Here is a 23665-nt window from a genome sequence, read left to right as displayed (position 1 = left end):
TCAGATCTCGATTTCAATATCCCCTTTTGCCCTGCAACAGCAGGGCAAAATTTCACCGGGCTGAATGAACGCCAGCGGTTGCGTCAGCCATTCTACCTGACCTGCCACCAGCCGGGTGCGACAGGAGCCGCAATACCCTTCACGACACTGATATTCCACCGTCACCTGATGAAATTCCAGCGCGGCCAGCAGCGACGGGTGTTCATCCTGGCACAGCAAATGTGTGCCAGTGAGGCAGAGCGTCACCCGACTCATCAGAGCTGGAAATCGCTCAGGTCGTCGGTATTGACTTCAGAGTCAATCTGACCGACCAGGTAAGAGCTGACTTCCACTTCCTGCGGTGCAACCTGTACGTTATCGGACACCAGCCAGGTATTGATCCACGGGATTGGGTTCGAGCGGGTCTGGAACGGCAAATCCAGACCCACGGCCTGCATGCGGATATTGGTGATGTACTCAATGTACTGGCACAGAATGTCTTTATTCAGGCCAATCATGGAGCCGTCACGGAACAGATAGCCTGCCCAATCTTTCTCCTGCAACGCCGCCTGTACGAACAGGTCATAGCATTCCTGTTTGCACTCTTCAGCAATCACCGCCATTTCCGGATCGTCGCTACCGGAGCGCAGCAGGTTCAGCATATGCTGAGTACCGGTCAGGTGCAGCGCTTCGTCGCGGGCGATTAAACGGATGATTTTGGCGTTGCCTTCCATCAGTTCACGCTCGGCGAAGGCGAAAGAACAGGCGAAGCTGACGTAGAAACGGATGGCTTCCAGCGCGTTCACGCTCATCAGGCACAAATAGAGTTTTTTCTTCAGTTCATGCAGATTAACCGTAACGGTTTTACCATTCACCTGGTGAGTGCCTTCCCCCAGCAGATGCCAGTAGCTGGTCATCTCGATCAACTCATCGTAATAGCTGGAAATACCGTCCGCACGCTTCTGGATCTGCTCGTTGGTAACAATATCGTCAAACACAATCGCCGGATCGTTAACGATATTACGGATGATATGCGTATAGGAGCGTGAGTGGATCGTTTCGGAGAAGGCCCAGGTCTCTACCCAGGTTTCCAGTTCCGGGATCGAAATCAGCGGCAACAGCGCCACGTTCGGGCTGCGTCCCTGAATAGAGTCCAGCAGGGTCTGGTATTTCAGGTTGCTGATAAAAATATGCTTTTCGTGCTCCGGTAGCGCCTGGTAGTCGATGCGGTCGCGGGAGACGTCGACTTCTTCGGGACGCCAGAAGAAGGAGAGTTGCTTTTCAATCAGCTTTTCGAAGATGTCATATTTTTGCTGATCGTAGCGCGCCACGTTCACCGGCTGGCCGAAAAACATCGGTTCCAGCAGCTGATCATTTTTCGTCTGTGAAAAGGTGGTATATGCCATGAAAGTGAGTCCTTTGTGGGATGCGTGCCGGATAGCGGATCCGGCCTGCAAACCGTGCAATCGTAGGCCGGGTAAGCGTAGCGCCACCCGGCATTATTGATCAAATCTTACACGCGCCGCTTTCGCAGCCATCGTCCTGAATAGACGGTGCCAGGTCATCCTGAGCATCTTCCGCGCCGTCGCGGGTGTTCTGATAGTACAGGGTTTTCACGCCAAATTTGTAGGCGGTGAGCAGGTCTTTCAGCAATTGCTGCATCGGCACTTTACCTGACGGGAAACGTGTCGGATCGTAGTTGGTGTTTGCAGAGATCGACTGGTCGATAAACTTCTGCATAATCCCCACCAGTTGCAGATAACCGTCGTTATTCGGCATTTCCCACAGCAGTTCGTAATTGTCTTTCAGCAGTTCATAATCCGGCACCACCTGGCGCAGAATGCCGTCTTTCGACGCTTTGATGCTTACGTGACCGCGCGGCGGCTCGATGCCGTTGGTGGCGTTTGAAATCTGCGACGAGGTTTCAGACGGCATCAGCGCGGACAGGGTGGAGTTACGCAGACCGTGCGTTTTGACGGATTCGCGCAGCGTTTCCCAGTCATAATGCAGCGGCTCATTGGTAATGCCGTCGAGATCTTTCTTATAGGTATCGATCGGCAGGATACCCTGCGCATAGGTGGTTTCGTTGAACCACGGGCAGGCACCTTGCTCTTTCGCCAGCTCGTTCGAGGCCTTCAACAGATAATATTGAATCGCTTCAAACGTCTGGTGGGTAAGATTGTTGGCGCTGCCGTCAGAATAACGCTTGCCGTTTTTCGCCAGCCAGTAGGCAAAGTTAATCACACCAATACCCAGGGTACGACGACCCATTGCGCCACGTTTGGCGGCCGGGATCGGGTAATCCTGATAATCGAGCAGGGCATCCAGCGCGCGAACGGCCAGCACTGCCAGATCTTCCAGTTCATCCAGATTTTTAATTACGCCCAGGTTAAACGCGGACAGCGTACACAGCGCGATTTCACCGTTTTCATCGTTAACATCAAGCAGCGGTTTGGTCGGCAGAGCAATTTCCAGGCACAGGTTCGACTGACGAACCGGCGCAACCTGCGGGTCAAACGGGCTGTGGGTGTTGCAGTGGTCGACGTTCTGAATGTAGATACGACCGGTAGAGGCACGTTCCTGCATCATCAGCGAGAACAGCTCAACCGCTTTGATCCGCTGCTTACGGATGCTGTCATCTTGTTCGTATTTCGTGTACAGGCGCTCAAATTCATCCTGATCGGCAAAGAAAGCGTCGTACAGGCCGGGGACATCAGACGGGCTGAACAGCGTGATGTCGCCGCCTTTCAGCAGACGGGTGTACATCAGTTTGTTGATCTGCACGCCGTAGTCCATGTGGCGCACGCGGTTGCCTTCCACGCCACGGTTGTTTTTCAGCACCAGCAGGCTTTCGACTTCCAGATGCCACATCGGATAGAACAGCGTCGCCGCACCGCCGCGCACGCCACCCTGTGAACAGGATTTCACTGCGGTCTGGAAGTGCTTGTAGAACGGAATACAGCCGGTGTGGAACGCTTCACCGCCACGAATCGGGCTACCCAGCGCACGGATGCGTCCGGCGTTAATACCGATACCGGCACGCTGGGAAACGTATTTTACGATCGCGCTGGAGGTGGCGTTAATGGAGTCAAGGCTGTCGCCGCACTCGATCAGCACGCAGGAGCTGAACTGGCGGGTCGGGGTACGCACGCCGGACATGATCGGCGTCGGAAGAGAGATCTTGAAGGTAGACACCGCATCATAAAAACGTTTTACGTAGTCAAGGCGGGTTTCGCGCGGATAGTTCGAGAACAGGCACGCGGCAACCAGAATATACAGGAACTGGGCGCTCTCGTAGATTTCACCGCTGACGCGGTTCTGCACCAGATATTTGCCTTCCAGCTGCTTAACGGCGGCGTAGGAGAAGGTCATATCGCGGTCATGCTGAATGAACGCGTCCATCTGCGCAAACTCTTCCTGGCTATAATCTTCGAGCAAATGGGTATCGTATTTACCCAGTTCAACCATGTTGCGCACATGGTCATACAGGGCTGGCGGTTCAAACTGACCGTAGGCTTTTTTACGCAGATGGAAAATCGCGAGACGGGCAGCCAGATACTGATAATCCGGCGCTTCGCGGGAGATCAAATCCGCCGCAGCTTTGATAATCGTCTCATGGATATCGGACGTTTTGATACCGTCATAAAACTGAATATGCGATCGCAGTTCTACCTGCGAAATAGAGACGTTACTCAGCCCATCTGCTGCCCAATCCAGCACACGATGGATTTTGTCGAGATTGATACGCTCGGTACGGCCGTCGCGCTTTGTCACCAGCAGACTCTGATTCATGTGGTTTTTACCTGTCCGTGAAAAAATATCCCCCGCTTATCCACAAAACGTCGCTGTGACTAACTCTGTGGATAAATACTATATGTAGGGGGTGATGAATAAAATGAACGCTATATGGTGAGTATTCTAGTAAGGATTCTTTTCAGTACAAGAGTTGATTTTGAGGTTAAATTGAGGTTGCGAAAGCGTAAGAAAGGCAAAATCCACGTCACATAAGGGCTGCAGGGCATGTCAATATTCTGGAAAAAAAATAGAATTTTTGATCGAGCGCTGATTTCTTCGACGACCTGAAAGATTGCGCCGTTTGATACCGCGCAATCTTCAGCAATAATTTTGCTAAGGTCAGTCGTTTTTGGCGGTTGTGTGCAACATATAGTTTACATCAACCCCAGGCGCGAGCTTAAACGTATTGCTCAGCGGATTGTAATGCAGACCGGTCATATGGATTTCTTTAAGCGACGTCTGGTCCACCCAGCCCAGCAGTTCCGAAGGGCGAATAAATTTCTTCGCATCGTGCGTGCCCTTCGGCACCATACGCAGGACATATTCTGCGCCGACCACCGCCATCAGCCAGGCTTTACCGTTGCGATTAATCGTCGAGAAGAAAACGTGACCGCCGGGTTTGACCAGTTGCGCACAGGCGTTAACGACGGACTGCGGGTCCGGTACGTGCTCGAGCATTTCCATACAGGTGACGACATCATATTGCTGCGCATGTTTAGCCGCATGTTCTTCGACCGTTTCCTGCACATACTCCACGGTGACGCCGCTTTCCAGGGCGTGCAGACGGGCGACCTGTAATGGTTCAGCGCCCATGTCCAGCCCGGTGACCGTCGCGCCTTCGCGCGCCATGCTCTCGGCAAGAATGCCGCCGCCGCAGCCGACATCCAGCACCGATTTACCAAACAGGCCGCCTGAGCGCTCAGCGATATAACCCAGACGCAGCGGGTTAATGCGGTGCAGGGGCTTGAATTCACCTTCCAGATCCCACCAGCGCGACGCAACCGCTTCAAATTTAGCGATCTCTTGCTGGTCAACATTCGGGGCCACCGCGGCTTTTTCGGCATTCATTGGCGCTTTTACTCCTTATTTGGCAATTCGTCTGAGTATATCAGCACCGTGAGATGAATAAAGCCTTCCCGGAGCGGCATTCACTTTACCTGTCTCATGACGATTGTGTTATAATTTGCGACCTTTGAATCCGGGATACAGTAGAGGGATAGCGGTTAGATGAGCGACCTTGCGAGAGAAATAACACCGGTTAACATCGAGGAAGAGCTTAAAAGCTCGTATCTGGATTATGCGATGTCGGTCATTGTTGGCCGTGCGCTGCCGGACGTCCGCGATGGCCTGAAGCCGGTTCACCGTCGCGTACTATACGCCATGAACGTATTGGGCAATGACTGGAACAAAGCCTATAAAAAATCTGCCCGTGTGGTGGGTGACGTTATCGGTAAATATCACCCCCACGGTGATACCGCCGTGTATGACACCATCGTTCGTATGGCGCAGCCATTCTCCTTGCGTTACATGCTGGTGGATGGCCAGGGTAACTTCGGTTCTGTCGACGGCGACTCCGCCGCAGCGATGCGTTATACGGAAATCCGTATGTCGAAAATCGCCCACGAACTGATGGCCGACCTGGAAAAAGAGACGGTGGATTTCGTCGATAACTACGACGGCACCGAACGCATTCCAGATGTCATGCCTACCAAGATCCCGAACCTGTTAGTCAACGGTTCCTCAGGCATCGCGGTCGGGATGGCGACCAACATTCCGCCACATAACCTGACGGAAGTGATCAACGGCTGTCTGGCGTATGTTGATAATGAAGACATCAGCATTGAAGGGCTGATGGAACATATCCCCGGCCCGGACTTCCCGACCGCCGCGATCATCAACGGTCGCCGTGGCATCGAAGAAGCCTATCGTACCGGTCGCGGCAAAGTATACATTCGCGCCCGCGCGGAAGTGGAAGCTGACGCGAAAACCGGACGTGAAACCATCATCGTTCACGAAATCCCGTATCAGGTAAACAAAGCGCGCCTGATCGAGAAAATCGCCGAGCTGGTGAAAGACAAACGCGTGGAAGGCATCAGCGCGCTGCGTGACGAGTCTGATAAAGACGGTATGCGCATCGTGATTGAAGTAAAACGCGACGCGGTGGGTGAAGTGGTTCTCAACAACCTTTACTCACAGACTCAGCTCCAGGTTTCCTTCGGTATCAACATGGTGGCATTGCACCATGGTCAGCCGAAGATCATGAACCTGAAAGACATTATCGCTGCCTTCGTGCGCCACCGCCGTGAAGTGGTGACTCGCCGTACCATTTTCGAACTGCGCAAAGCGCGCGATCGTGCGCATATCCTTGAAGCGCTGGCGATTGCGCTGGCGAACATCGATCCGATTATCGAACTGATTCGCCGTGCGCCGACGCCGGCTGAAGCGAAAGCGGGCTTAATCGCGCGCTCATGGGATCTGGGTAACGTTTCCGCGATGCTGGAACGCGCCGGTGATGACGCCGCACGTCCGGAATGGCTGGAGCCAGAATTCGGCGTGCGTGACGGCCAGTATTATCTGACCGAACAGCAGGCACAGGCGATTCTGGATCTGCGTTTGCAGAAACTGACCGGCCTTGAGCATGAAAAACTGCTCGACGAGTACAAAGAGCTGCTGGAACAGATCGCTGAACTGCTGCACATTCTGGGCAGCGCTGAGCGTCTGATGGAAGTGATCCGCGAAGAGCTTGAACTGGTACGCGAGCAGTTTGGTGATGCGCGCCGCACTGAAATCACCGCCAACAGCGCTGATATCAATATCGAAGATCTGATCAGCCAGGAAGATGTGGTCGTTACCCTTTCTCACCAGGGTTACGTGAAATATCAACCGCTGACCGATTACGAAGCCCAGCGTCGTGGCGGTAAAGGCAAGTCAGCTGCGCGTATTAAAGAAGAAGACTTTATCGACCGCCTGCTGGTGGCCAACACCCATGACACCATCCTCTGCTTCTCCAGCCGTGGCCGTCTGTACTGGATGAAGGTTTATCAGTTGCCGGAAGCGAGCCGTGGTGCGCGTGGGCGTCCTATCGTCAACCTGCTGCCGCTGGAAGCGAACGAACGTATTACCGCTATTCTGCCGGTACGCGAGTACGAAGAGGGCGTGAACGTCTTTATGGCAACCGCCAGCGGTACGGTGAAGAAAACGGCGCTGACCGAGTTCAGCCGTCCGCGCTCTGCCGGTATTATCGCGGTGAACCTCAACGACGGCGACGAGCTGATTGGCGTTGACCTGACCTCCGGGCAGGACGAAGTCATGCTGTTCTCAGCCGCCGGTAAAGTGGTGCGCTTTAAAGACAGCGCGGTGCGCGCCATGGGTCGTACCGCGACCGGCGTGCGTGGCATCAGGCTGGCCGGAGAGGATAAGGTCGTTTCGCTGATCGTACCGCGCGGTGAAGGGGCCATTCTGACCGTCACGCAAAACGGCTACGGTAAGCGTACCGCGGAAAGCGAGTACCCGACCAAGTCTCGCGGCACCCAGGGCGTTATCTCCATCAAAGTCACCGAGCGTAACGGCTCCGTAGTGGGCGCAGTGCAGGTCACTGACACTGACCAGATCATGATGATCACCGATGCCGGAACGCTGGTGCGTACCCGCGTATCGGAAATCAGCGTAGTCGGGCGTAACACTCAGGGCGTGATCCTCATCCGCACGGCGGAAGATGAAAACGTGGTGGGCTTGCAGCGTGTCGCTGAACCGGTTGATGATGAAGAACTGGATTCAATCGACGGTAGCGTAGCGGAAGGGGATGAAGACATCGCCCCGGAAACCGATACCGATGACGACGTTGCTGACGACGCCGACGAATAACGATTACTACTTATCGTTAATACAGAACGCGTAAAAAAAGGGCTGGATCATCCGGCCCTTTTTATTACCGTTGCGGGTAGCGTGTTTTACCGCTACTTTATTTCCATCCCGATGGTTCTGATGGCTGCTTCCTTTGAAATACCTTGCCTCCTTTCGTAATACGCTCAAAATCTCGCGTTATATGTTTCGCGCACTGGCGCTGCTGCTATGGCTGCTTACCGCGCTGGCCTCTGTCTTTTACATCGTCAATGCGCTTCATGACCGGGAAGCTGAAATTCATCAGGAATTCACCTTAAACGCCGATCAGGCGCAGCGTTATATACAGCGCACGTCGGACGTGATGAAAGAGCTTAAATATATCGCTGAGAATCGTCTTACGGCTGAAAATGGCGTGATGGCGGGGCGCAACCGCCTTAGTGATATGAATGTTCCTGAGTTTGCGCCGCTATTTCCTGATTCTGATTGTTCCGCTATGGGGAACACCTGGCGCGGGTCGCTGGAATCGATGGCGTGGTTTATGCGCTACTGGCGGGATAACTTCTCAGCGGCCTACGATCTGAACCGCGTTTTTCTGATCGGCGGCGAAAATCTGTGTATGGCGAACTTTGGCCTGCGCGATATTCCGGTAGAACGCGATGAAGCGTTAAGCGCGTTACATGAGCGGATCATGAAATACCGCAGCGCGCCGCAGGAAGAGCGGGGCGATAACCTGTTCTGGATCAGCCGTGGCCCGCGCCCCGGCGTCGGCTATTTTTATGCCTTAACGCCCGTCTATCTGGCAAACCGTTTGCAGGCGTTGATGGGCGTTGAGCAGACCATCCGCATGGAAAACTTTTTCACTCCCGGCAACCTGCCCATGGGCGTGACGATTCTGGATGAAAACGGACATTCGCTAATTGCGCTGACCGGGCCGGAAAACACCCTGCAAATCGATTCCCGCTGGATGCAGGATCGGATGTGGTTTGGCTATACCTCCGGCTACCGTGAGCTGGTATTGAAGAAAAACCTGCTGCCCTCTTCCCTGAGTATCGTTTATTCGGTGCCGATAGACGTGGTTCTGGAACGGATCCGGATGCTGATGATGAATGCAGCACTGCTGAATATTCTGGTCGGTATCGGGCTGATTTGGCTGGCCCGGGTGTATGAGCGCAAGCTGTTTATTCCGGCGGAAACCGACGCGCAGCGGCTGGAGGAGCATGAGCAGTTCAACCGCAAAATTGTCGCCTCTGCGCCGGTGGGGATCTGTATTTTACGCACCCTTGACGGCACGAACATCCTGAGTAACGAACTGGCGCACGACTACCTCAACATGCTTACCCACGAGGACCGCCAGCGGCTGACGCAGATTATCTGCGGCCAGCAGGTTAACTTTGTTGACGTGCTGACCAGTAATAATACCAACCTGCAAATCAGCTTCGTTCACTCGCGCTACCGTAACGAAAACGTGGCGATTTGCGTACTGGTGGATGTCTCTTCGCGCGTCAAAATGGAAGAATCGCTTCAGGAAATGGCGCATGCCGCCGAGCAGGCCAGCCAGTCGAAATCCATGTTCCTGGCCACCGTCAGCCATGAACTGCGCACCCCGCTGTATGGCATTATCGGTAACCTCGATTTGCTGCAAACCAAAGCGTTACCGAAAAGTGTCGACCGGCTGGTCACGGCGATGAACAACTCGTCGGGGCTGCTGCTGAAAATTATTAGCGACATTCTCGACTTCTCGAAAATTGAGTCTGAGCAGTTGAAAATTGAGCCGCGGGAGTTCTCTCCGCGTGAGGTGATGAGCCACATTACGGCCAACTATCTGCCGCTGGTGGTCAGAAAACAGCTCGGCCTGTACTGCTTTGTGGAGCCTGACGTGCCGTTGCAGATGAAAGGCGATCCGATGCGTCTGCAACAGGTGATCTCTAACCTGCTGAGCAACGCCATCAAATTCACCGATACCGGCTGCATTATCCTGCATATTCAGCGCAGCGCAGAATACCTCTCGATTCGCGTGCGCGATACCGGGGTGGGTATCCCGGCGAAAGAGGTGGTGCGCCTGTTTGATCCGTTCTTCCAGGTCGGGACGGGCGTTCAGCGTAACTTCCAGGGAACCGGGCTGGGGCTGGCGATCTGCGAGAAGCTGATCGGCATGATGGATGGCGATATTTCTGTCGATACTGAGCCGGGCATGGGCAGCCAGTTCACGATCCGCATTCCGCTGTACGGCGTAGAAGATATGCCGCAACTCTCGTTGCAGGGCCTGAGTAATAAGCGCTGCTGGCTGGCGGTGAATAATGCATCGTTGTATCTGTTCCTCGAAAACCTGCTGCAACGCCACGGTGTGCGCGTCGAACGGTATGAGGGACAATATCCCGACCATGAAGATACACTCATTACCGATGGCACCCCGCCGGAGGGGTGGAGTGGCCGGGCGACGATTACCTTCTGCCGCCGCCACATCGGCATTCCACAGGAGCGAACGCCGGGAGAGTGGGTTCACAGCGTGGCCTCCCCGCATGAGCTGATGGCGTTGATGGCGAGAATTTACAGCCTTGATGTTGAAAGTACCGACAGCGGTACATCGCTGCCTGCGGGTGAAGGCGCCATTGCCGCCAATGACGATATGATGATCCTGGTGGTTGACGATCATCCGATTAACCGACGTCTGCTCGCCGATCAGTTAGGATCGCTGGGCTATCAGTGTAAAACGGCGAATGACGGCGTGGATGCGCTCAATGTATTAAGCAAAAACCACATCGATATCATTCTGAGCGACGTGAACATGCCGAATATGGATGGTTATCGCCTGACGCAGCGTATTCGTCAGCTCGGGCTGACCCTGCCGGTGGTGGGCGTGACGGCCAACGCGCTGGCGGAAGAACGGCAGCGTTGTCTGGAATCAGGAATGGATAGCTGTTTATCGAAGCCGGTAACGCTGGATGTGCTTAAGCAGACGTTAACCATTTACGCCAATCGCGTCAGAAAAGCCAGGGAATAGGGGAGTTTCACCCCGGCCGCTGGCCGGGGTGAAAAGGGGGATTACTCTTTATCCGCTGAGGACAGCGTGACGGAAGAAAGATAATTAAGCAGCGCGATATCGTTCTCAACACCCAGTTTCATCATCGCTGATTTTTTCTGGCTGCTGATAGTCTTAATACTGCGGTTGAGTTTTTTGGCGATTTCCGTGACCAGGAAACCTTCCGCAAACAGACGCAGCACTTCACTCTCTTTTGGCGATAAACGCTTGTCGCCATAACCACCGGCACTGATTTTTTCCAGCAGGCGCGACACGCTTTCCGGCGTAAACTTCTTCCCTTTTTGCAGCGCCGCCAGCGCTTTTGGCAGGTCGGTTGGCGCACCCTGCTTCAGGACGATCCCTTCGATATCCAGTTCCAGTACCGCGCTGAGGATCGCCGGGTTGTTATTCATTGTCAGGACAATGATGGAAATGCCGGGAAAATGGCGCTTGATATACTTGATCAAAGTGATCCCGTCGCCATATTTGTCGCCTGGCATGGAAAGATCGGTGATCAGCACATGAGCGTCCAGCTTCGGCAGGTTATTTATCAACGCTGTGGAGTCTTCAAATTCGCCGACAACGTTCACCCATTCGATCTGTTCCAGTGATTTACGGATACCAAACAGGACGATGGGATGATCATCGGCAATAATTACGTTCATGTTGTTCATCTATAAGGCTACCTTGCTACAGTAAGCTCTTGACGTAAGCGTCAATGTCGCTGATGTATTTTTTTATGCCTGGAGAGTCTTTCTCACGAATGACATGTTCCAGAGTTTCACATAGCTGCTTGCCGGGTACCAGATTAAGCATGGCAAATACTCCCTTCAGGCGGTGAGCCGTCTGCGCCAGCGCAGCGTAATCATCCGTTGCCGCTTCAGTATACAACTTCTTAACATCATCCGGTACTGTGTCAACAAACAGCGCATAATAGCCGCTGGCGTGAAGCTCGGCGTTTTCATTGTTTGCGCCGGGAGACTCCACACTCTCTTCCTGAGCCAGTTGCTCTTCAATCAGTTGCAGTACAGCATCCTGCATAGCGTTGCTCATATTAAAATTGACCCGTAGCTGACCAGGGCCAATTTTTCGCACGCCAGGCTCATCATCGCTTAAAAGCAAGCCCGCGGCTGTAAGATTAGACGGATTATCCGTTAAAAAGAGATCAAATTCTTGACTCCCGCCTCTTTCATCCGGGGAAATGCATGCGGCTCCCCAGTTTTCAAGCTGTCTGACGACGATACTGCGAATTTCACTGGAGGTAATGTCGATCATCGCCACCACGTCATCCAGCAGACGTTCGTCTGATTCTGTCTCCGGCGCACTGGCCGCCATTTTCACATGCAGTAAATAGCGCGTGCCCAGTTCATCGTGAGATTTAATATTAAGGTGGCCGCCCAGTTTACGCGCCAGCTGGTCGCAAAGCCAGAAGGTAAGGGCATTAGCCTTACCGTAGAGATCGGCCTGCGTATCGTTAAGGAACGGGAAATGCAGATTGTCGATTTCACGCGAAGAGACGCCGTTGCCGGTATCGAGGATGCGGAACGTCAGGCGGTCTTCCGCCGACTCGTCTGCGCTCACTTCCAGCGTGATTTTGCCAATTTGGGTGGCAGTAACCGCATACTGGATCAACAGCAGCAGGATCCGCCGCAGGGCATCCCGGTCACCGTAACGCTGTTCGCTGGCGGGCAGGTTATTGTTGATCAACAGCTGCAAACCTTTACGTTTTACCACCGGCAGCACGTCCGGCACCACTTCGTTGATCAGTTCCTGAATCGAAAACTCACGGGAGGCGCTTTGCCAACTGCCGTCTTCCAGCATATTTGCCAGTTGGATTTCATCAACCAGCCGCACCAGAATATCAGCATGGTGGGCGAGTTTTTTACTTTCGTCAGTCGCCAGCATCGCGGCTTCAGAAGCTAATATTCTGGCCGGCTGTTTCAGCGCTTCGCCAATATGCTGCATAAAGGCGATGCGGCCCTGCTGATTTTTTTCATACAGCCGCTGGGCCTGTTTCAGTTTTTTACTGACCAGCACTTCCCGGTCCTGATCGCGGATGATAAATATCTGCGTGCGCGGCACAGCCTGACTGCGGAACTGACGAATTTCGTAAAGTTCATTATTGATTGTCGCCTGGATCACGCCCTGATGCTGATCCGCCATGCTGGTAATATTCTGCAAATTGAGATGCGGCAGCAAATGGTCAGCGATCTTGTTACTCATCACCGTGCGGTTGGACTCCAGATCGTGTACCAGCAAACCCAGCGGGAGCAGGGACACTATCTCCTCATTAATCGCACGCAGTAACCGCAGCTCATTATTCGCCACCGCCGGCGTGGCCGGTTCGCCCTGCTGGCGTACGGGGTGATGGCGGAAGGTGGTATAGCCGAACAGCGCCAGCGCCAGCAGGCCGATGTTCAGCAACAGTGGCAGCAGGATATTTTGCAGCGTGTCCAGCAGCAGCGTGGCGAAGGGAACCTGCCACACCAGGCGCATCCCTGTGGAGTTAATAGCGGAAGCAATCTCAATACGCGAGCCGTTAAGGTTAACGCTGGCGCTGTCTGCCGCTTCTTTTTCTGCCGTGCGCAGGGCGGAAGGCGTATTGTCCTGCTCCAGACGGAAGCTCTCCAGCGGCATGGTCGGCGGAATAATATCGTTAACCGGCAAATCAAAGGCCACCACCGTCGCCAGATGCCCGGGCTGGTTAAAAGTCGTGCGTAACGTAAAGTAATAGCCGTTTTGCCAGGCCAGACGACGCAGGGCGGAGAAGCTTTCACGCTCGTCCAGCGAGTTGGCCTGCTGGAGCATCTCAGCGCGGCGGGAATCGACGATGCCGCCGACGTTAGATTCTTTAAAACCGGAGGAGAGATCTTTCAGCGGCAGCGTAGAAACGAGGATCAGGCTATTGTCCTGGCCGTTCAGATAATACATCGACCAGGGTACCGTTTCCGCGCCCCATAGCGTATCCAGATAAGTCGACATACGCTGGGTCATCTCCAGCGTAGAACTGTCATGTGAGCCAAAAATCAGCGCTTCTGTTTTCCGGCGTGGCTTTTCAAGATAGTACACGTCCTGCTTGAGGCGCGTTTCCTGGAGACCTTCTCCCGCGGTCAGCGGTGTGGCGGCGACATTGTCGTAAAGCTGCCAGGTCGCATAGCGCCAGGTGTCCACCCGTTTATGAATGGCATGAGTGATGTCGACAACCTGATAGCTCTTGTCTTTAAGCCAGGCGTTGACCGCGCTCTGTATCATTACACCCATTGTTACCAGCAATACAATGATAAGCAGCAGGAAGTAGCGCGTAAGGCTTGCCGGCATCAGGGAGAACTTAGAAGGACTCATTGTATCAGACTGACTCATTTTGCATGTGTACCCGTTGTGACCGCACTGAAATAAGGAAAAGCTCAGAGCCGTTAGCGCAACTGAGATACTGTGTTGACCATGCTTTTGCACTGCACCGACATCAGTAAACTGATGTAAGCCATTATGCTGCATGATTTTGTACTGCTGGCAGTATAAAGGGTAATGGATGAAATTCCAGACTCTTAACGAGTCAGTTACCTGATTTTTACCATAGCAACACGGCCTTAGGGTAAGACGAGATCCAGAACTGACGTCTTCCTCAGGGGCAGGAAAGGCGATCAAGATGTCGATAATCGCACAAAATATCAAAAAATATAATGCTTCAAACGAAGCGGGAATTATCACCTTAAGTTATTAAAATGATTAATTAATAGTCGTTATAATTTCCTGGCGGTAGTACACCATTTATGAATTAACGTAAAGAAAGGTAAAAAAAAACCGGATGCGAGGCATCCGGTGGAAATAGGGGTAAACAGACATTCAGAACTGAATGACGGTAATAAATAAAGTTAATGATGATAGCGATATCTATTCTAGTCGCGTTCGCTGATTTTGTTTTGGCAATCAGTGCTATAACATTTTTGCAACCTAAGTGCTTGATTGAGTTATTTTATATTTTAATTTTGATTATTAGTGCGGATATTTTTAGCTATTTGTGGCAAAAAAAAGTTCCCCAAAATTCACAAAATGAAACATCTACAGGGAAAACTGAAACATCTTAGAAGTTTTCGTATCATATTCCAGTTGGATTATTCTGTATTTTGCCGCAAAATGGTTTCGCCGACGGGTTAGTGGGTAACCAATAACCAGTAAAGCAGTGGCAACTAAAAAAAGCATATAAAAGCATATAACAGAGGGTTAATAACATGAAAGTTAAAGCACTATCCCTCCTGGTACCAGCTCTGCTGGTAGCAGGCGCAGCGAATGCGGCTGAAGTTTATAACAAAGACGGCAACAAATTAGACCTGTACGGTAAAGTTGATGGTCTGCACTACTTCTCCGATGACGACGGTAGCGATGGCGACCAGACTTACGTGCGTATCGGCTTCAAAGGCGAAACCCAGGTCAACGACCAGATCACCGGTTACGGCCAGTGGGAATACCAGGTTCAGGGTAACACCGATGAAGGTTCAAACGATTCCTGGACGCGTGTTGGCTTTGCCGGTCTGAAATTTAACGAAGCGGGTTCTTTCGACTACGGTCGTAACTATGGCGTCGTTTATGACGTGACTTCCTGGACCGACGTTCTGCCTGAGTTCGGCGGCGACACCTACGGTGCAGACAACTTCCTGCAATCGCGTGCTAACGGTGTAGCAACCTACCGTAACACCGACTTCTTCGGTCTGGTTGATGGCCTGAACTTTGCTGTGCAGTATCAGGGCAGCAACGGCGACGTTGACGGCGAAGATGCGGGTGGCCGTAGCGTGCTGCGTCAGAACGGCGACGGCGTCGGTGGTTCTTTAACCTACGATCTGGGTTCAGGTTTCAGCATCGGCGGTGCGGTTGCCAGCTCCAAACGTACCTCTGATCAGAACGATATGCCGGGCATCTACGGTAGCGGCGATCGCGCAACCACTTACTCCGGCGGCCTGAAATATGACGCTAACAATGTTTACCTGGCGGCGCAGTATACCCAGTCTTATAACGCTACCCGTTTTGGCGGCAGCAGCAGCGGTGACGCATACGGTTTTGCAGATAAAGCGCAGAACTTTGAAGCGGTAGCTCAGTACCAGTTCGATTTCGGCCTGCGTCCGTCTGTGGCTTACCTGCAGTCGAAAGGTAAAGACATCAATAACGGCACTGCAAACTACGGCGATCAGGATCTGCTGAAATACGTTGATGTGGGCGCGACCTACTACTTCAACAAAAACATGTCTACCTATGTTGATTACAAAATCAACCTGCTGGACGACAACGACTTTACCCGCGCGGCGGGTGTAAGCACCGATGACATCGTTGCGCTGGGTCTGGTTTACCAGTTCTGATGTGCTGACATCTTCGGTAAAGGGCCTGCGGGCCCTTTTTTTAATGCGCACGGATCGATTGTTCAAAAATGCCCGAACAGGTGTACTCTTACGCTCCTCTGTAAGAGGATAAAAAAACAATGGAAATGACGTTTCTTCGCGCGGTGATAGTGACCGCTTTTGTTGTACTTACCGGCTGCGATAATGCACCGGTTTCTGCACCTTCTGACACCACGCCTCCCGCTGTGCTTGAAGGGAAAACCATGGGCACCGTCTGGCGGGTAAGCGTTATTAACGTTGAGCCAGAGCGCCTTGAGACGCTACAACAAAAAATTCAGCTTCAGCTTGATGCTGACGATCAACTTCTGTCGACCTGGAAACCGGACTCGGCGCTGATGCGTTTTAATCATTCGCAAAGCACGACGCTATGGCCTGTGAATGAGGCAATGGCGGATATCGTCACCGAAGCGTTGCGCATTGGCGCTAAAACCAACGGGGCGATGGATGTCACCGTCGGCCCGCTGGTGAACCTGTGGGGATTTGGTCCGGATAAACAGCCAGTGACGACTCCGGGCGATGAGCAAATCGCCGCGGCCAGAGCGCGTACTGGCCTGCAACATCTCACCGTGATTTCACGGGCCGGGCAGCAGTACCTGCAAAAAGACATTCCCGATCTGTTCGTCGATCTTTCCACGGTAGGTGAGGGCTATGCCGCCGATCATCTTGCCAGACTGATGGAGCAGGAGGGCATTTCACGTTACCTGGTCTCTGTCGGTGGGGCACTGGTCAGCCGGGGGATGAACGGTGAGGGCAAACCGTGGCGCGTCGCTATTCAGAAACCGACCGATCGCGAGAACGCCGTTCAGGCCATTGTGGATATCAACGGTCACGGCATCAGCACCTCTGGTAGCTACCGTAATTATTATGAGCTGGACGGCAAACGCATCTCCCACGTGATTGATCCGCAGACCGGACGGCCCATTGAGCACACGCTGGTGTCGGTTACGGTCATCGCCCCCAGCGCGCTGGAAGCCGACAGCTGGGATACCGGTCTGATGGTGCTCGGCCCTGAGCAGGCCAAAGAGGTGGTCAGGGAGCAGGGGCTGGCGGTGTATATGATTGTGAAAGACGGTGATGCGTTTAAAACCTGGATGTCACCCCAGTTTGCGGGATTTTTGCTGTCTGAAAAAAATTAAAAAGCAAGATTGTCGGTTTTTTGCTGGCGGCGTTTTGCCAGAGTAGAGCTACCCTTATAACAGGAGCCTGCTTATGACACACACTACCCTTACCGATGCTGAGCGCCGCTGGCAAGCAGTGCTCGCGCGCGATGCCCGTGCCGACGGTCAGTTTGTTTTTGCCGTGGTCACCACGGGTATCTTTTGTCGCCCTTCCTGTCGTGCGCGCCACGCCCTGCGGGATAACGTTCGCTTTTATACCGATGCGCAGGCGGCGCTGGCCGCTGGTTTTCGTCCCTGTAAACGCTGTCAGCCGACGGGGCTTTCACCGCACACAAAACATATTGACCTTGTGGCACGTGCCTGTCGCCTGCTGGAGCAGGAAACGTCTGTCACGCTGAACACGCTGGCGCAGACCCTGGCCGTAAGCCCTTTTCATTTACACCGTTTGTTCAAATCCGTCACCGGCATGACGCCAAAGGCCTGGCAGCAGGCGCAACGCGCCCGGCGCTTGCGTAATGCGCTGACGCAAGGTGAAGCCGTCACCGATGCGGTAATGAATGCCGGATTCTCCGCCAGCAGCGCCTTTTATCGTCATGCCGACGCCACCCTTGGCATGACCGCGCGTCAGTATCGTCGCGGTGGGGAAGCGATGACCATCCGTTTTGTACTGGAGAGTTGTTCGCTGGGGCGCTGTCTGGTCGCGGTCAGCGAACGTGGCGTATGTGCGATTTTGCTCGACGAAAACGATGAGGCTCTGGTGGCCTCGCTTGCGGCGATGTTTCCACAGGCACAGTGTGTGGCGGGTGATGCCGCATTTTCCGCCGGGGTCAATCAGGTGATTGCCCATCTGGATGGCGATCCGGCCCCCCTTACGCTGCCGCTGGACATTCGCGGGACGGCCTTCCAGATGCGCGTCTGGCAGGCGCTACGTGATATTCCCGCCGGTGAAACCCGCAGCTATCAGCAAATCGCCCAGGCGGTCGACCATCCGCGCGCCGTGCGTGCCGTTGCCAGCGCCTGCGCGGCGAACAAACTGGCGTTAGTGATCCCCTGTCACCGTGTGATAAGAGGAGATGGCGCGCTCTCCGGCTACCGCTGGGGAGTGGCGCGAAAAGCTGCTTTATTGCGCCGCGAAGCGCAAGAGGAGGAGTAATGCTCGATCTCTTTGCCGATGTTGAACCCTGGCAGGAGCCGCTGGGGCCTGGCGCAACGATCCTGCGCCGTTTTGCCCTTAACAGCGCAACCTCCCTGCTGGCGGCGATTGAAGAGGTCGTTCATGTTTCGCCATTCCGCCAGATGATTACCCCTGGCGGCTATACCATGTCGGTGGCGATGACCAACTGCGGTCCGCTGGGCTGGACTACCGACAGCCGGGGCTACCTTTATTCACCTCGCGATCCGCTGACCGGGCAACCCTGGCCGCCGCTGCCCGACCTCTTTCGCACGCTGGCCGATGAAGCGGCGACCGCGGCGGGCTATCCGGATTTCACGCCGGATGCCTGCCTGATCAACCGCTATCTGCCGGGCGCTAAACTCTCGCTGCATCAGGATAAAGATGAAAAAGAGCTGCGCGCGCCCATCGTGTCCGTCTCGCTGGGGCTTCCGGCCATCTTTCAGTTCGGTGGCCTGAAACGCAGCGATCCACTCCAGCGCACGCTACTGGAACATGGCGATGTTGTGGTGTGGGGAGGGGCATCGCGATTGTTTTATCATGGGATACAGCCGCTGAAAGAGGGCGATCATCCGGTCACCGGGCGCTGTCGCTACAACCTGACTTTTCGCCAGACCTGATTTGTTGAATAAAAATAAGAATTATTCTTGATGTCAGCGCCGTGCAGTTTACACTGCTGGCTGATTTTTCTTGCGGATTGTATTTATGGAACTCCTCCTGCTTGTCTGGCGTCAGTATCGCTGGCCTTTTATCGCGGTAATGGCACTAAGCTTAGTCAGTGCTGCGCTGGGCATTGGCCTGATTGCCTTCATTAACCTGCGCCTGATCGAATCCGTGGATATGTCGCTGGTCGTGCTGCCGGAATTCCTCGGACTCCTGCTGCTGCTGATGGCGGTCACGCTCGGCTCACAACTGGCGCTCACCACGCTGGGCCATCACTTTGTTTATCGCCTGCGCAGTGAGTTTATCAAACGTATTCTCGATACGCCGGTCGAGCAGATAGAGAAACTGGGCAGCGCCACGCTGCTGGCGGGTCTGACCAGCGATATCCGTAATATTACTATTGCCTTTGTCCGCCTGCCGGAGCTGGTACAGGGGATCATCCTGACCATTGGATCGGCGGCTTACCTGGCGACGCTTTCCACAAAAATGCTGTTGATCACCGCCCTGTGGATGGCATTGACCATCTGGGGGGGATTTGTGCTGGTCGCACGCGTCTATCGTCATATGGCCACCCTGCGTGAAACCGAAGATAAACTGTATCATGACTATCAGATGGTGCTGGAAGGACGCAAAGAGCTAACCCTCAACCGCGAGCGCGCGGAGCATATTTTTAATAATATCTACCTGCCAGACGCCAAAGAGTATCGTCATCATATCGTGCGTACTGACACCTTCCATCTGAGTGCCGTGAACTGGTCCAACATTATGATGCTGGGTGCCATCGGGCTGGTTTTCTGGATGGCCAACAGCTTGGGCTGGGCAGACACTAACGTCGCGGCGACGTATTCATTAACCCTGTTATTCCTGCGCACACCGCTGCTTTCGGCTGTTGGCGCATTGCCGACGCTGCTCAGTGCCCAGGTGGCGTTCAATAAGCTCAAACAATTTGAACTGGCGGCGTTCAGGGCTGAATTTCCGCAGCCGAAAATCTATGCTAAGTGGCAGACTCTGGAACTGCGTGACGTCACCTTTAGCTACCGGGATAATACCTTCTCCGTGGGGCCGATTAACCTGACCCTCAATCGCGGCGAGCTGGTCTTCCTGATTGGCGGCAATGGTAGCGGTAAATCTACGCTTGCCATGCTGCTTACCGGGTTGTATCAGCCCGTGTCAGGCCAGATTTTACTGGATGGCGAGCCGCTGGCGACGGACCGCCCGGAAGACTATCGCAAGCTTTTCTCTGCGGTGTTCACCGATGTCTGGCTATTCGATCAACTGCTGGGTGCGGAAGGTAAACCTGCCGATCCTGCGCTGGTGGATCGCTGGATCGCGCAGTTGAAAATGAGCCATAAACTGAAGCTGGAAAACGGCAAGATCCTCGATTTGAAGCTGTCCAAAGGACAGAAAAAACGCGTGGCGCTGCTGCTGGCGCTGGCAGAAGAACGCGATATCATTTTGCTGGACGAATGGGCCGCCGATCAGGACCCGCACTTCCGCCGTGAGTTTTATCAGGTCCTTCTGCCGCTGATGCAGGCGATGGGTAAAACCATTTTCGCTATTAGCCATGACGACCACTATTTCATTCACGCTGACCGACTGCTGGAAATGCGTGACGGTCAGCTTTCTGAACTCACCGGCGAAGAGCGGGCGCTGGCCTCTCGTGATGCCGTTGCCCGTACCGCCTGAGAAGGGTGCCTCCCGCTAAGCGGGGGGCACTACCGCTTATTTTTTCCGCACTCATTCGCTTCGTTTATCATTAATGGTCAACTCCACGCTATGCTTAATGCGCCAGCCACCCTGTCCGGCGTAATAAAATGACCCAAGGATCCACCGATGTCCGTTTCGACAAATAACAGCGCCCGCTTGCGCGATGAAGAGCGTGCGCGCCTGATCTGGCTGCTCACGACTGATAAAGCCATTACCTCCTCACTGCTGAACAAATTGACTCTGGTTGAGCAGTACGACAGCGGCGCGCTGGAAAATCAAATGGCCGAAGTCGGCGTACTGGTTAAACACCTAAAACCGGCCGATCTTGCCGATACTCTGGAAGCCCTGCCTGCGGAAGAACGTCGCGCACTGTGGCTACTGATTGGCGAGGATAAACGTGGGCAGGTCCTGCTTGAGGCGTCCGAAAACGTCTGGGACGATCTCATCGATCAGATGAGCGACAGGGCGTTGCTGGAGGCCATGAATACGCTTGATATCGATGAGCAGATTTATATCGTTCAGCATCTGCCACGCAATCTGACAGGGCGTCTGCTGGCAACGCTGTCGCCGGCAGAGCGGGCACGAGTACGGCAGGTGATGAACTACGATCCCGGTAGCGTCGGCGCGATCATGGAATTTGAAGTCATCACTGTGCGCCCGGAGGTGACGCTGGGCACAGTGCAGCGCTATCTGCGGCGACTGGGTAAGATACCGGAAAACACCGATAAGTTGTTTGTCACCGACCGGGAAAATACGCTGCTGGGCGAGCTGGAGTTAAAAACGATCCTTATCTCGCCTGCCAGTTTGAACGTCGGCGACGTGATGGAGCGCGATATCCTGGCTTTCCATCCTGAAGAGAATGCGGAAAAAGCAGCGAGAACTTTTGAGCGCGATAACCTGATCAGCGCCGCGCTGGTCGATCCGCACGGTAAACTAATGGGCCGTATCACCATTGATGAAATTGTCGATGTTGTATACCGGGAGACCGATAACGACCTGCGCCAGATGGGCGGGTTAAGCGGCGATGAAGATGTTTTTGCTCCGGTCCATAAAGCAGTCAAAACGCGCTGGGCGTGGCTGGCGGTGAATCTCTGTACCGCATTTATCGCCTCGCGGGTGATTGACGGCTTCGAGCATACCATCTCAAAGCTGGTGGCGCTGGCCTCACTCATGCCGATTGTTGCAGGTATCGGCGGCAACACCGGCAACCAGACGATTACGATGATCGTGCGGGCGCTGGCCCTGCAATATATTCAGCCGGGTAACTTCTCGTTCTTGATCCTGCGCGAAATGGGGGTGGCGCTGATTAACGGCCTGGTCTGGGGCGGCATTATGGGGGGCGTCACCTGGGCGCTATACGGCGATCCCGCCCTCGGCGGCGTGATGATGCTGGCGATGGTGCTTAATCTGCTGGTGGCGGCGTTGATGGGCGTGATTATTCCTATGGTGATGATTAAGCTGGGCCATGACCCGGCGGTCGGCTCAAGCGTGATGATCACCGCCATTACCGACACCGGCGGTTTCTTTATTTTTCTTGGGCTGGCGACGATTTTTCTGCTTTAAGCCGATAATGCCGCTTCACACGATGCGGCACGATAGCCATCGCAATCACGCCCGCCAGTACGCCAATCGCCAGATTCCCCGTCGTCACCGTTGCGGCGACGGTAATCATCATTACTCCGGTTTCCGGCCACGGCGTACTTTTCAGCGCGGTGGGCCGGATGCTGTGCCAGCTAAAGGTTTTTAGCGCCACGATAACCATAATCCCGGCCAGCACGGCCATTGGTATTTTCGCCATCACCTCACTTAAGGCCGTAACCAAAAGAAGAAGCACTACCCCGGCTGCCAGAGTAGAAATGCGGCTGCGTGCGCGGCCCATCTCCACGTTAACAATAGTTTGTCCAATCATCGCACAACCGGCGATGCCGCCGTAAAAACCTGCCAGAATGTTGGCGATGCCGAGGCCGGCGCTTTCCCGATGTTTATTCGAAGTGGTTGCAGTCAGGTCGTCTACCAGCTTTGCGGTCAGCAGGGATTCCATCAATCCCACGAAGGCGATACTTAGCGCGCACGGCCAGATGATGCTCAACGTATGAAGATCCAGCGGCACCAGCAGGTCGCTAAAGCCCGGCATCCCGCCACCCATCGACCCTTCATCGCCGACTGTAGGCATCAACTGACCGGTAGTCATGGTAAAAATCGTCAACAGCACAATGGCAATGAGCGGGGAGGGGATGCTCCTCGTAAAACGTGGCACCCACAGCACAATCAACAGCGTCAGCACAAACAGACCGATCACCAGCGGGCTTCGGCTCCAGAAGTGGGGTACCTGGGCGAAGAAAATCAAAATCCCCAGTGCGTTAACAAAGCCGGTCATCACCGCCTGCGGAATAAAACGCATCAGGCGCGCCATACCGCTCAGTCCAAAAAGTATCTGGATGATCCCTGCCAGCACCACGGCGGGCAGAATATAGGCCACGCCGTGCTGGTGAACCATTGGCCCTATCACCAGCGCGACGGAACCTGCCGCGGCGGTAACCATGGCCGGACGTCCGCCGAGCACCGACATCGCGAGGCATAATACGACTGAAGCGATCAGGCTCACTTTCGGGTCGACCCCGGCAATGACGGAGAAAGAGATGACTTCCGGGATCAGCGCCAGCGCAGTGATCACCCCGGCCAGTGATTCACGCAACAGCAGCGACGGCGAGCGTATTACGCTGGCAATAGCACCCTGACGGGCGGGCGATAAAGACGATTGAGTTTCAGACATACAGATCCGCAGGTAATAAGAGGGCTTCCATAACGATTATCAGGCGTCCGTGCGGAAAATCACAAAACGGAGAATAGTAACGGCTGGCACCCTGCGCGACCAGCACTTTTTATCGTTTGCATACATCAATTATTAAACATTTTTATAACTCACCATAAAACTAAATTTAAAGTTTAAACAATATTTAATTTTTCAGACCGCGGTGATAAC

General features: G+C 54.1%; 15 protein-coding genes. 8 read left to right on the top strand and 7 right to left on the bottom strand.

The window, feature by feature from the left end:
* The 4 genes from yfaE to ubiG all read right to left on the bottom strand — a co-directional run bounded on the left by yfaE (position 1) and on the right by ubiG (position 4842).
* The gene (yfaE, locus tag ACMGGS_RS21765; protein ID WP_414164344.1) at positions 1-255 is read right to left on the bottom strand and encodes a class I ribonucleotide reductase maintenance protein YfaE; all 255 of its coding nucleotides are present in this window, start codon (positions 253-255) and stop codon (positions 1-3) included.
* Positions 255-1385 (bottom strand): class Ia ribonucleoside-diphosphate reductase subunit beta, encoded by a 1131-nt coding sequence (gene nrdB / locus ACMGGS_RS21760; protein WP_414164343.1) that lies wholly within the window; start codon positions 1383-1385, stop codon positions 255-257. The genes yfaE and nrdB overlap by 1 nt, the downstream gene beginning before the upstream one ends.
* Before the next feature lie 100 nt (positions 1386-1485).
* Complete coding sequence (gene nrdA, locus ACMGGS_RS21755; RefSeq protein ID WP_414164342.1) at positions 1486-3771, bottom strand: class 1a ribonucleoside-diphosphate reductase subunit alpha; 2286 nt, start codon at positions 3769-3771, stop codon at positions 1486-1488.
* Between the two features lie 342 nt (positions 3772-4113).
* Positions 4114-4842, bottom strand: coding sequence for a bifunctional 2-polyprenyl-6-hydroxyphenol methylase/3-demethylubiquinol 3-O-methyltransferase UbiG (gene ubiG / locus ACMGGS_RS21750; RefSeq protein ID WP_194206335.1), 729 nt, complete (start codon positions 4840-4842; stop codon positions 4114-4116).
* 159 nt (positions 4843-5001) lie between these two features.
* On the opposite strand from ubiG, the gene gyrA reads away from it, so the two are divergent.
* Positions 5002-7638, top strand: coding sequence for a DNA topoisomerase (ATP-hydrolyzing) subunit A (gene gyrA / locus ACMGGS_RS21745; protein ID WP_414164341.1), 2637 nt, complete (start codon positions 5002-5004; stop codon positions 7636-7638).
* Between the two features lie 133 nt (positions 7639-7771).
* A complete protein-coding gene (gene rcsC / locus ACMGGS_RS21740) occupies positions 7772-10618 on the top strand; it encodes a two-component system sensor histidine kinase RcsC (RefSeq protein ID WP_414164340.1) in 2847 nt (948 codons plus the stop codon).
* 41 nt (positions 10619-10659) lie between these two features.
* Here rcsC and rcsB read toward each other — a convergent pair whose 3' ends face one another.
* Both rcsB and rcsD read right to left on the bottom strand, forming a co-directional pair.
* Positions 10660-11310, bottom strand: a complete 651-nt coding sequence (gene rcsB, locus ACMGGS_RS21735; RefSeq protein ID WP_103674331.1) for a response regulator transcription factor RcsB — start codon at positions 11308-11310, stop codon at positions 10660-10662.
* A gap of 16 nt (positions 11311-11326) precedes the next feature.
* Entirely contained in the window at positions 11327-13996 is a 2670-nt protein-coding gene (gene rcsD / locus ACMGGS_RS21730; RefSeq protein WP_414164339.1) for a phosphotransferase RcsD, read from the bottom strand.
* An 869-nt stretch (positions 13997-14865) separates the two neighbouring features.
* Between rcsD and ACMGGS_RS21725 the strand changes: the two genes are divergently transcribed.
* The 6 genes from ACMGGS_RS21725 to mgtE all read left to right on the top strand — a co-directional run bounded on the left by ACMGGS_RS21725 (position 14866) and on the right by mgtE (position 22245).
* A complete protein-coding gene (locus ACMGGS_RS21725; protein WP_414164338.1) occupies positions 14866-15984 on the top strand; it encodes a porin OmpC in 1119 nt (372 codons plus the stop codon).
* Between the two features lie 119 nt (positions 15985-16103).
* Positions 16104-17159, top strand: a complete 1056-nt coding sequence (gene apbE, locus ACMGGS_RS21720; protein ID WP_414164337.1) for an FAD:protein FMN transferase ApbE — start codon at positions 16104-16106, stop codon at positions 17157-17159.
* Between the two features lie 73 nt (positions 17160-17232).
* Positions 17233-18294, top strand: coding sequence for a bifunctional DNA-binding transcriptional regulator/O6-methylguanine-DNA methyltransferase Ada (gene ada, locus ACMGGS_RS21715; protein WP_414164336.1), 1062 nt, complete (start codon positions 17233-17235; stop codon positions 18292-18294).
* On the top strand, positions 18294-18932 hold the full coding sequence (gene alkB, locus ACMGGS_RS21710) for a DNA oxidative demethylase AlkB (protein WP_414164335.1): 639 nt from the start codon (positions 18294-18296) through the stop codon (positions 18930-18932). Before ada ends, alkB begins: the two co-directional genes overlap by 1 nt.
* An 85-nt stretch (positions 18933-19017) precedes the next feature.
* Positions 19018-20661 (top strand): multidrug ABC transporter permease/ATP-binding protein, encoded by a 1644-nt coding sequence (locus tag ACMGGS_RS21705; protein ID WP_414164334.1) that lies wholly within the window; start codon positions 19018-19020, stop codon positions 20659-20661.
* Between the two features lie 147 nt (positions 20662-20808).
* Positions 20809-22245, top strand: a complete 1437-nt coding sequence (mgtE, locus tag ACMGGS_RS21700; protein WP_414164333.1) for a magnesium transporter — start codon at positions 20809-20811, stop codon at positions 22243-22245.
* Here mgtE and ACMGGS_RS21695 read toward each other — a convergent pair.
* A complete protein-coding gene (locus ACMGGS_RS21695) occupies positions 22208-23455 on the bottom strand; it encodes a SulP family inorganic anion transporter (RefSeq protein ID WP_414164332.1) in 1248 nt (415 codons plus the stop codon). The two genes, mgtE and ACMGGS_RS21695, sit on opposite strands and share 38 nt — an antisense overlap.
* Between the last annotated feature and the right edge of the window lie 210 nt (positions 23456-23665).

This window comes from Superficieibacter sp. BNK-5, assembly GCF_047456055.1.
GTDB lineage: Bacteria > Pseudomonadota > Gammaproteobacteria > Enterobacterales > Enterobacteriaceae > Superficieibacter.
Note: the sequence above shows the minus strand (reverse complement) of the source record. Positions and strands in the feature narration are given on the sequence as shown.

Excerpts from the sequence above, each read along its gene's own strand:
- yfaE (WP_414164344.1), bottom strand. The coding sequence starts at position 255 with ATGAGTCGGGTGACGCTCTGCCTCACTGGCACACATTTGCTGTGCCAG.
- nrdB (WP_414164343.1), bottom strand. The coding sequence starts at position 1,385 with ATGGCATATACCACCTTTTCACAGACGAAAAATGATCAGCTGCTGGAA.
- nrdA (WP_414164342.1), bottom strand. The coding sequence starts at position 3,771 with ATGAATCAGAGTCTGCTGGTGACAAAGCGCGACGGCCGTACCGAGCGT.
- ubiG (WP_194206335.1), bottom strand. The coding sequence starts at position 4,842 with ATGAATGCCGAAAAAGCCGCGGTGGCCCCGAATGTTGACCAGCAAGAG.
- gyrA (WP_414164341.1), top strand. The coding sequence starts at position 5,002 with ATGAGCGACCTTGCGAGAGAAATAACACCGGTTAACATCGAGGAAGAG.
- rcsB (WP_103674331.1), bottom strand. The coding sequence starts at position 11,310 with ATGAACAACATGAACGTAATTATTGCCGATGATCATCCCATCGTCCTG.
- rcsD (WP_414164339.1), bottom strand. The coding sequence starts at position 13,996 with ATGAGTCAGTCTGATACAATGAGTCCTTCTAAGTTCTCCCTGATGCCG.
- ACMGGS_RS21725 (WP_414164338.1), top strand. The coding sequence starts at position 14,866 with ATGAAAGTTAAAGCACTATCCCTCCTGGTACCAGCTCTGCTGGTAGCA.
- apbE (WP_414164337.1), top strand. The coding sequence starts at position 16,104 with ATGGAAATGACGTTTCTTCGCGCGGTGATAGTGACCGCTTTTGTTGTA.
- ada (WP_414164336.1), top strand. The coding sequence starts at position 17,233 with ATGACACACACTACCCTTACCGATGCTGAGCGCCGCTGGCAAGCAGTG.
- alkB (WP_414164335.1), top strand. The coding sequence starts at position 18,294 with ATGCTCGATCTCTTTGCCGATGTTGAACCCTGGCAGGAGCCGCTGGGG.
- ACMGGS_RS21705 (WP_414164334.1), top strand. The coding sequence starts at position 19,018 with ATGGAACTCCTCCTGCTTGTCTGGCGTCAGTATCGCTGGCCTTTTATC.
- mgtE (WP_414164333.1), top strand. The coding sequence starts at position 20,809 with ATGTCCGTTTCGACAAATAACAGCGCCCGCTTGCGCGATGAAGAGCGT.
- ACMGGS_RS21695 (WP_414164332.1), bottom strand. The coding sequence starts at position 23,455 with ATGTCTGAAACTCAATCGTCTTTATCGCCCGCCCGTCAGGGTGCTATT.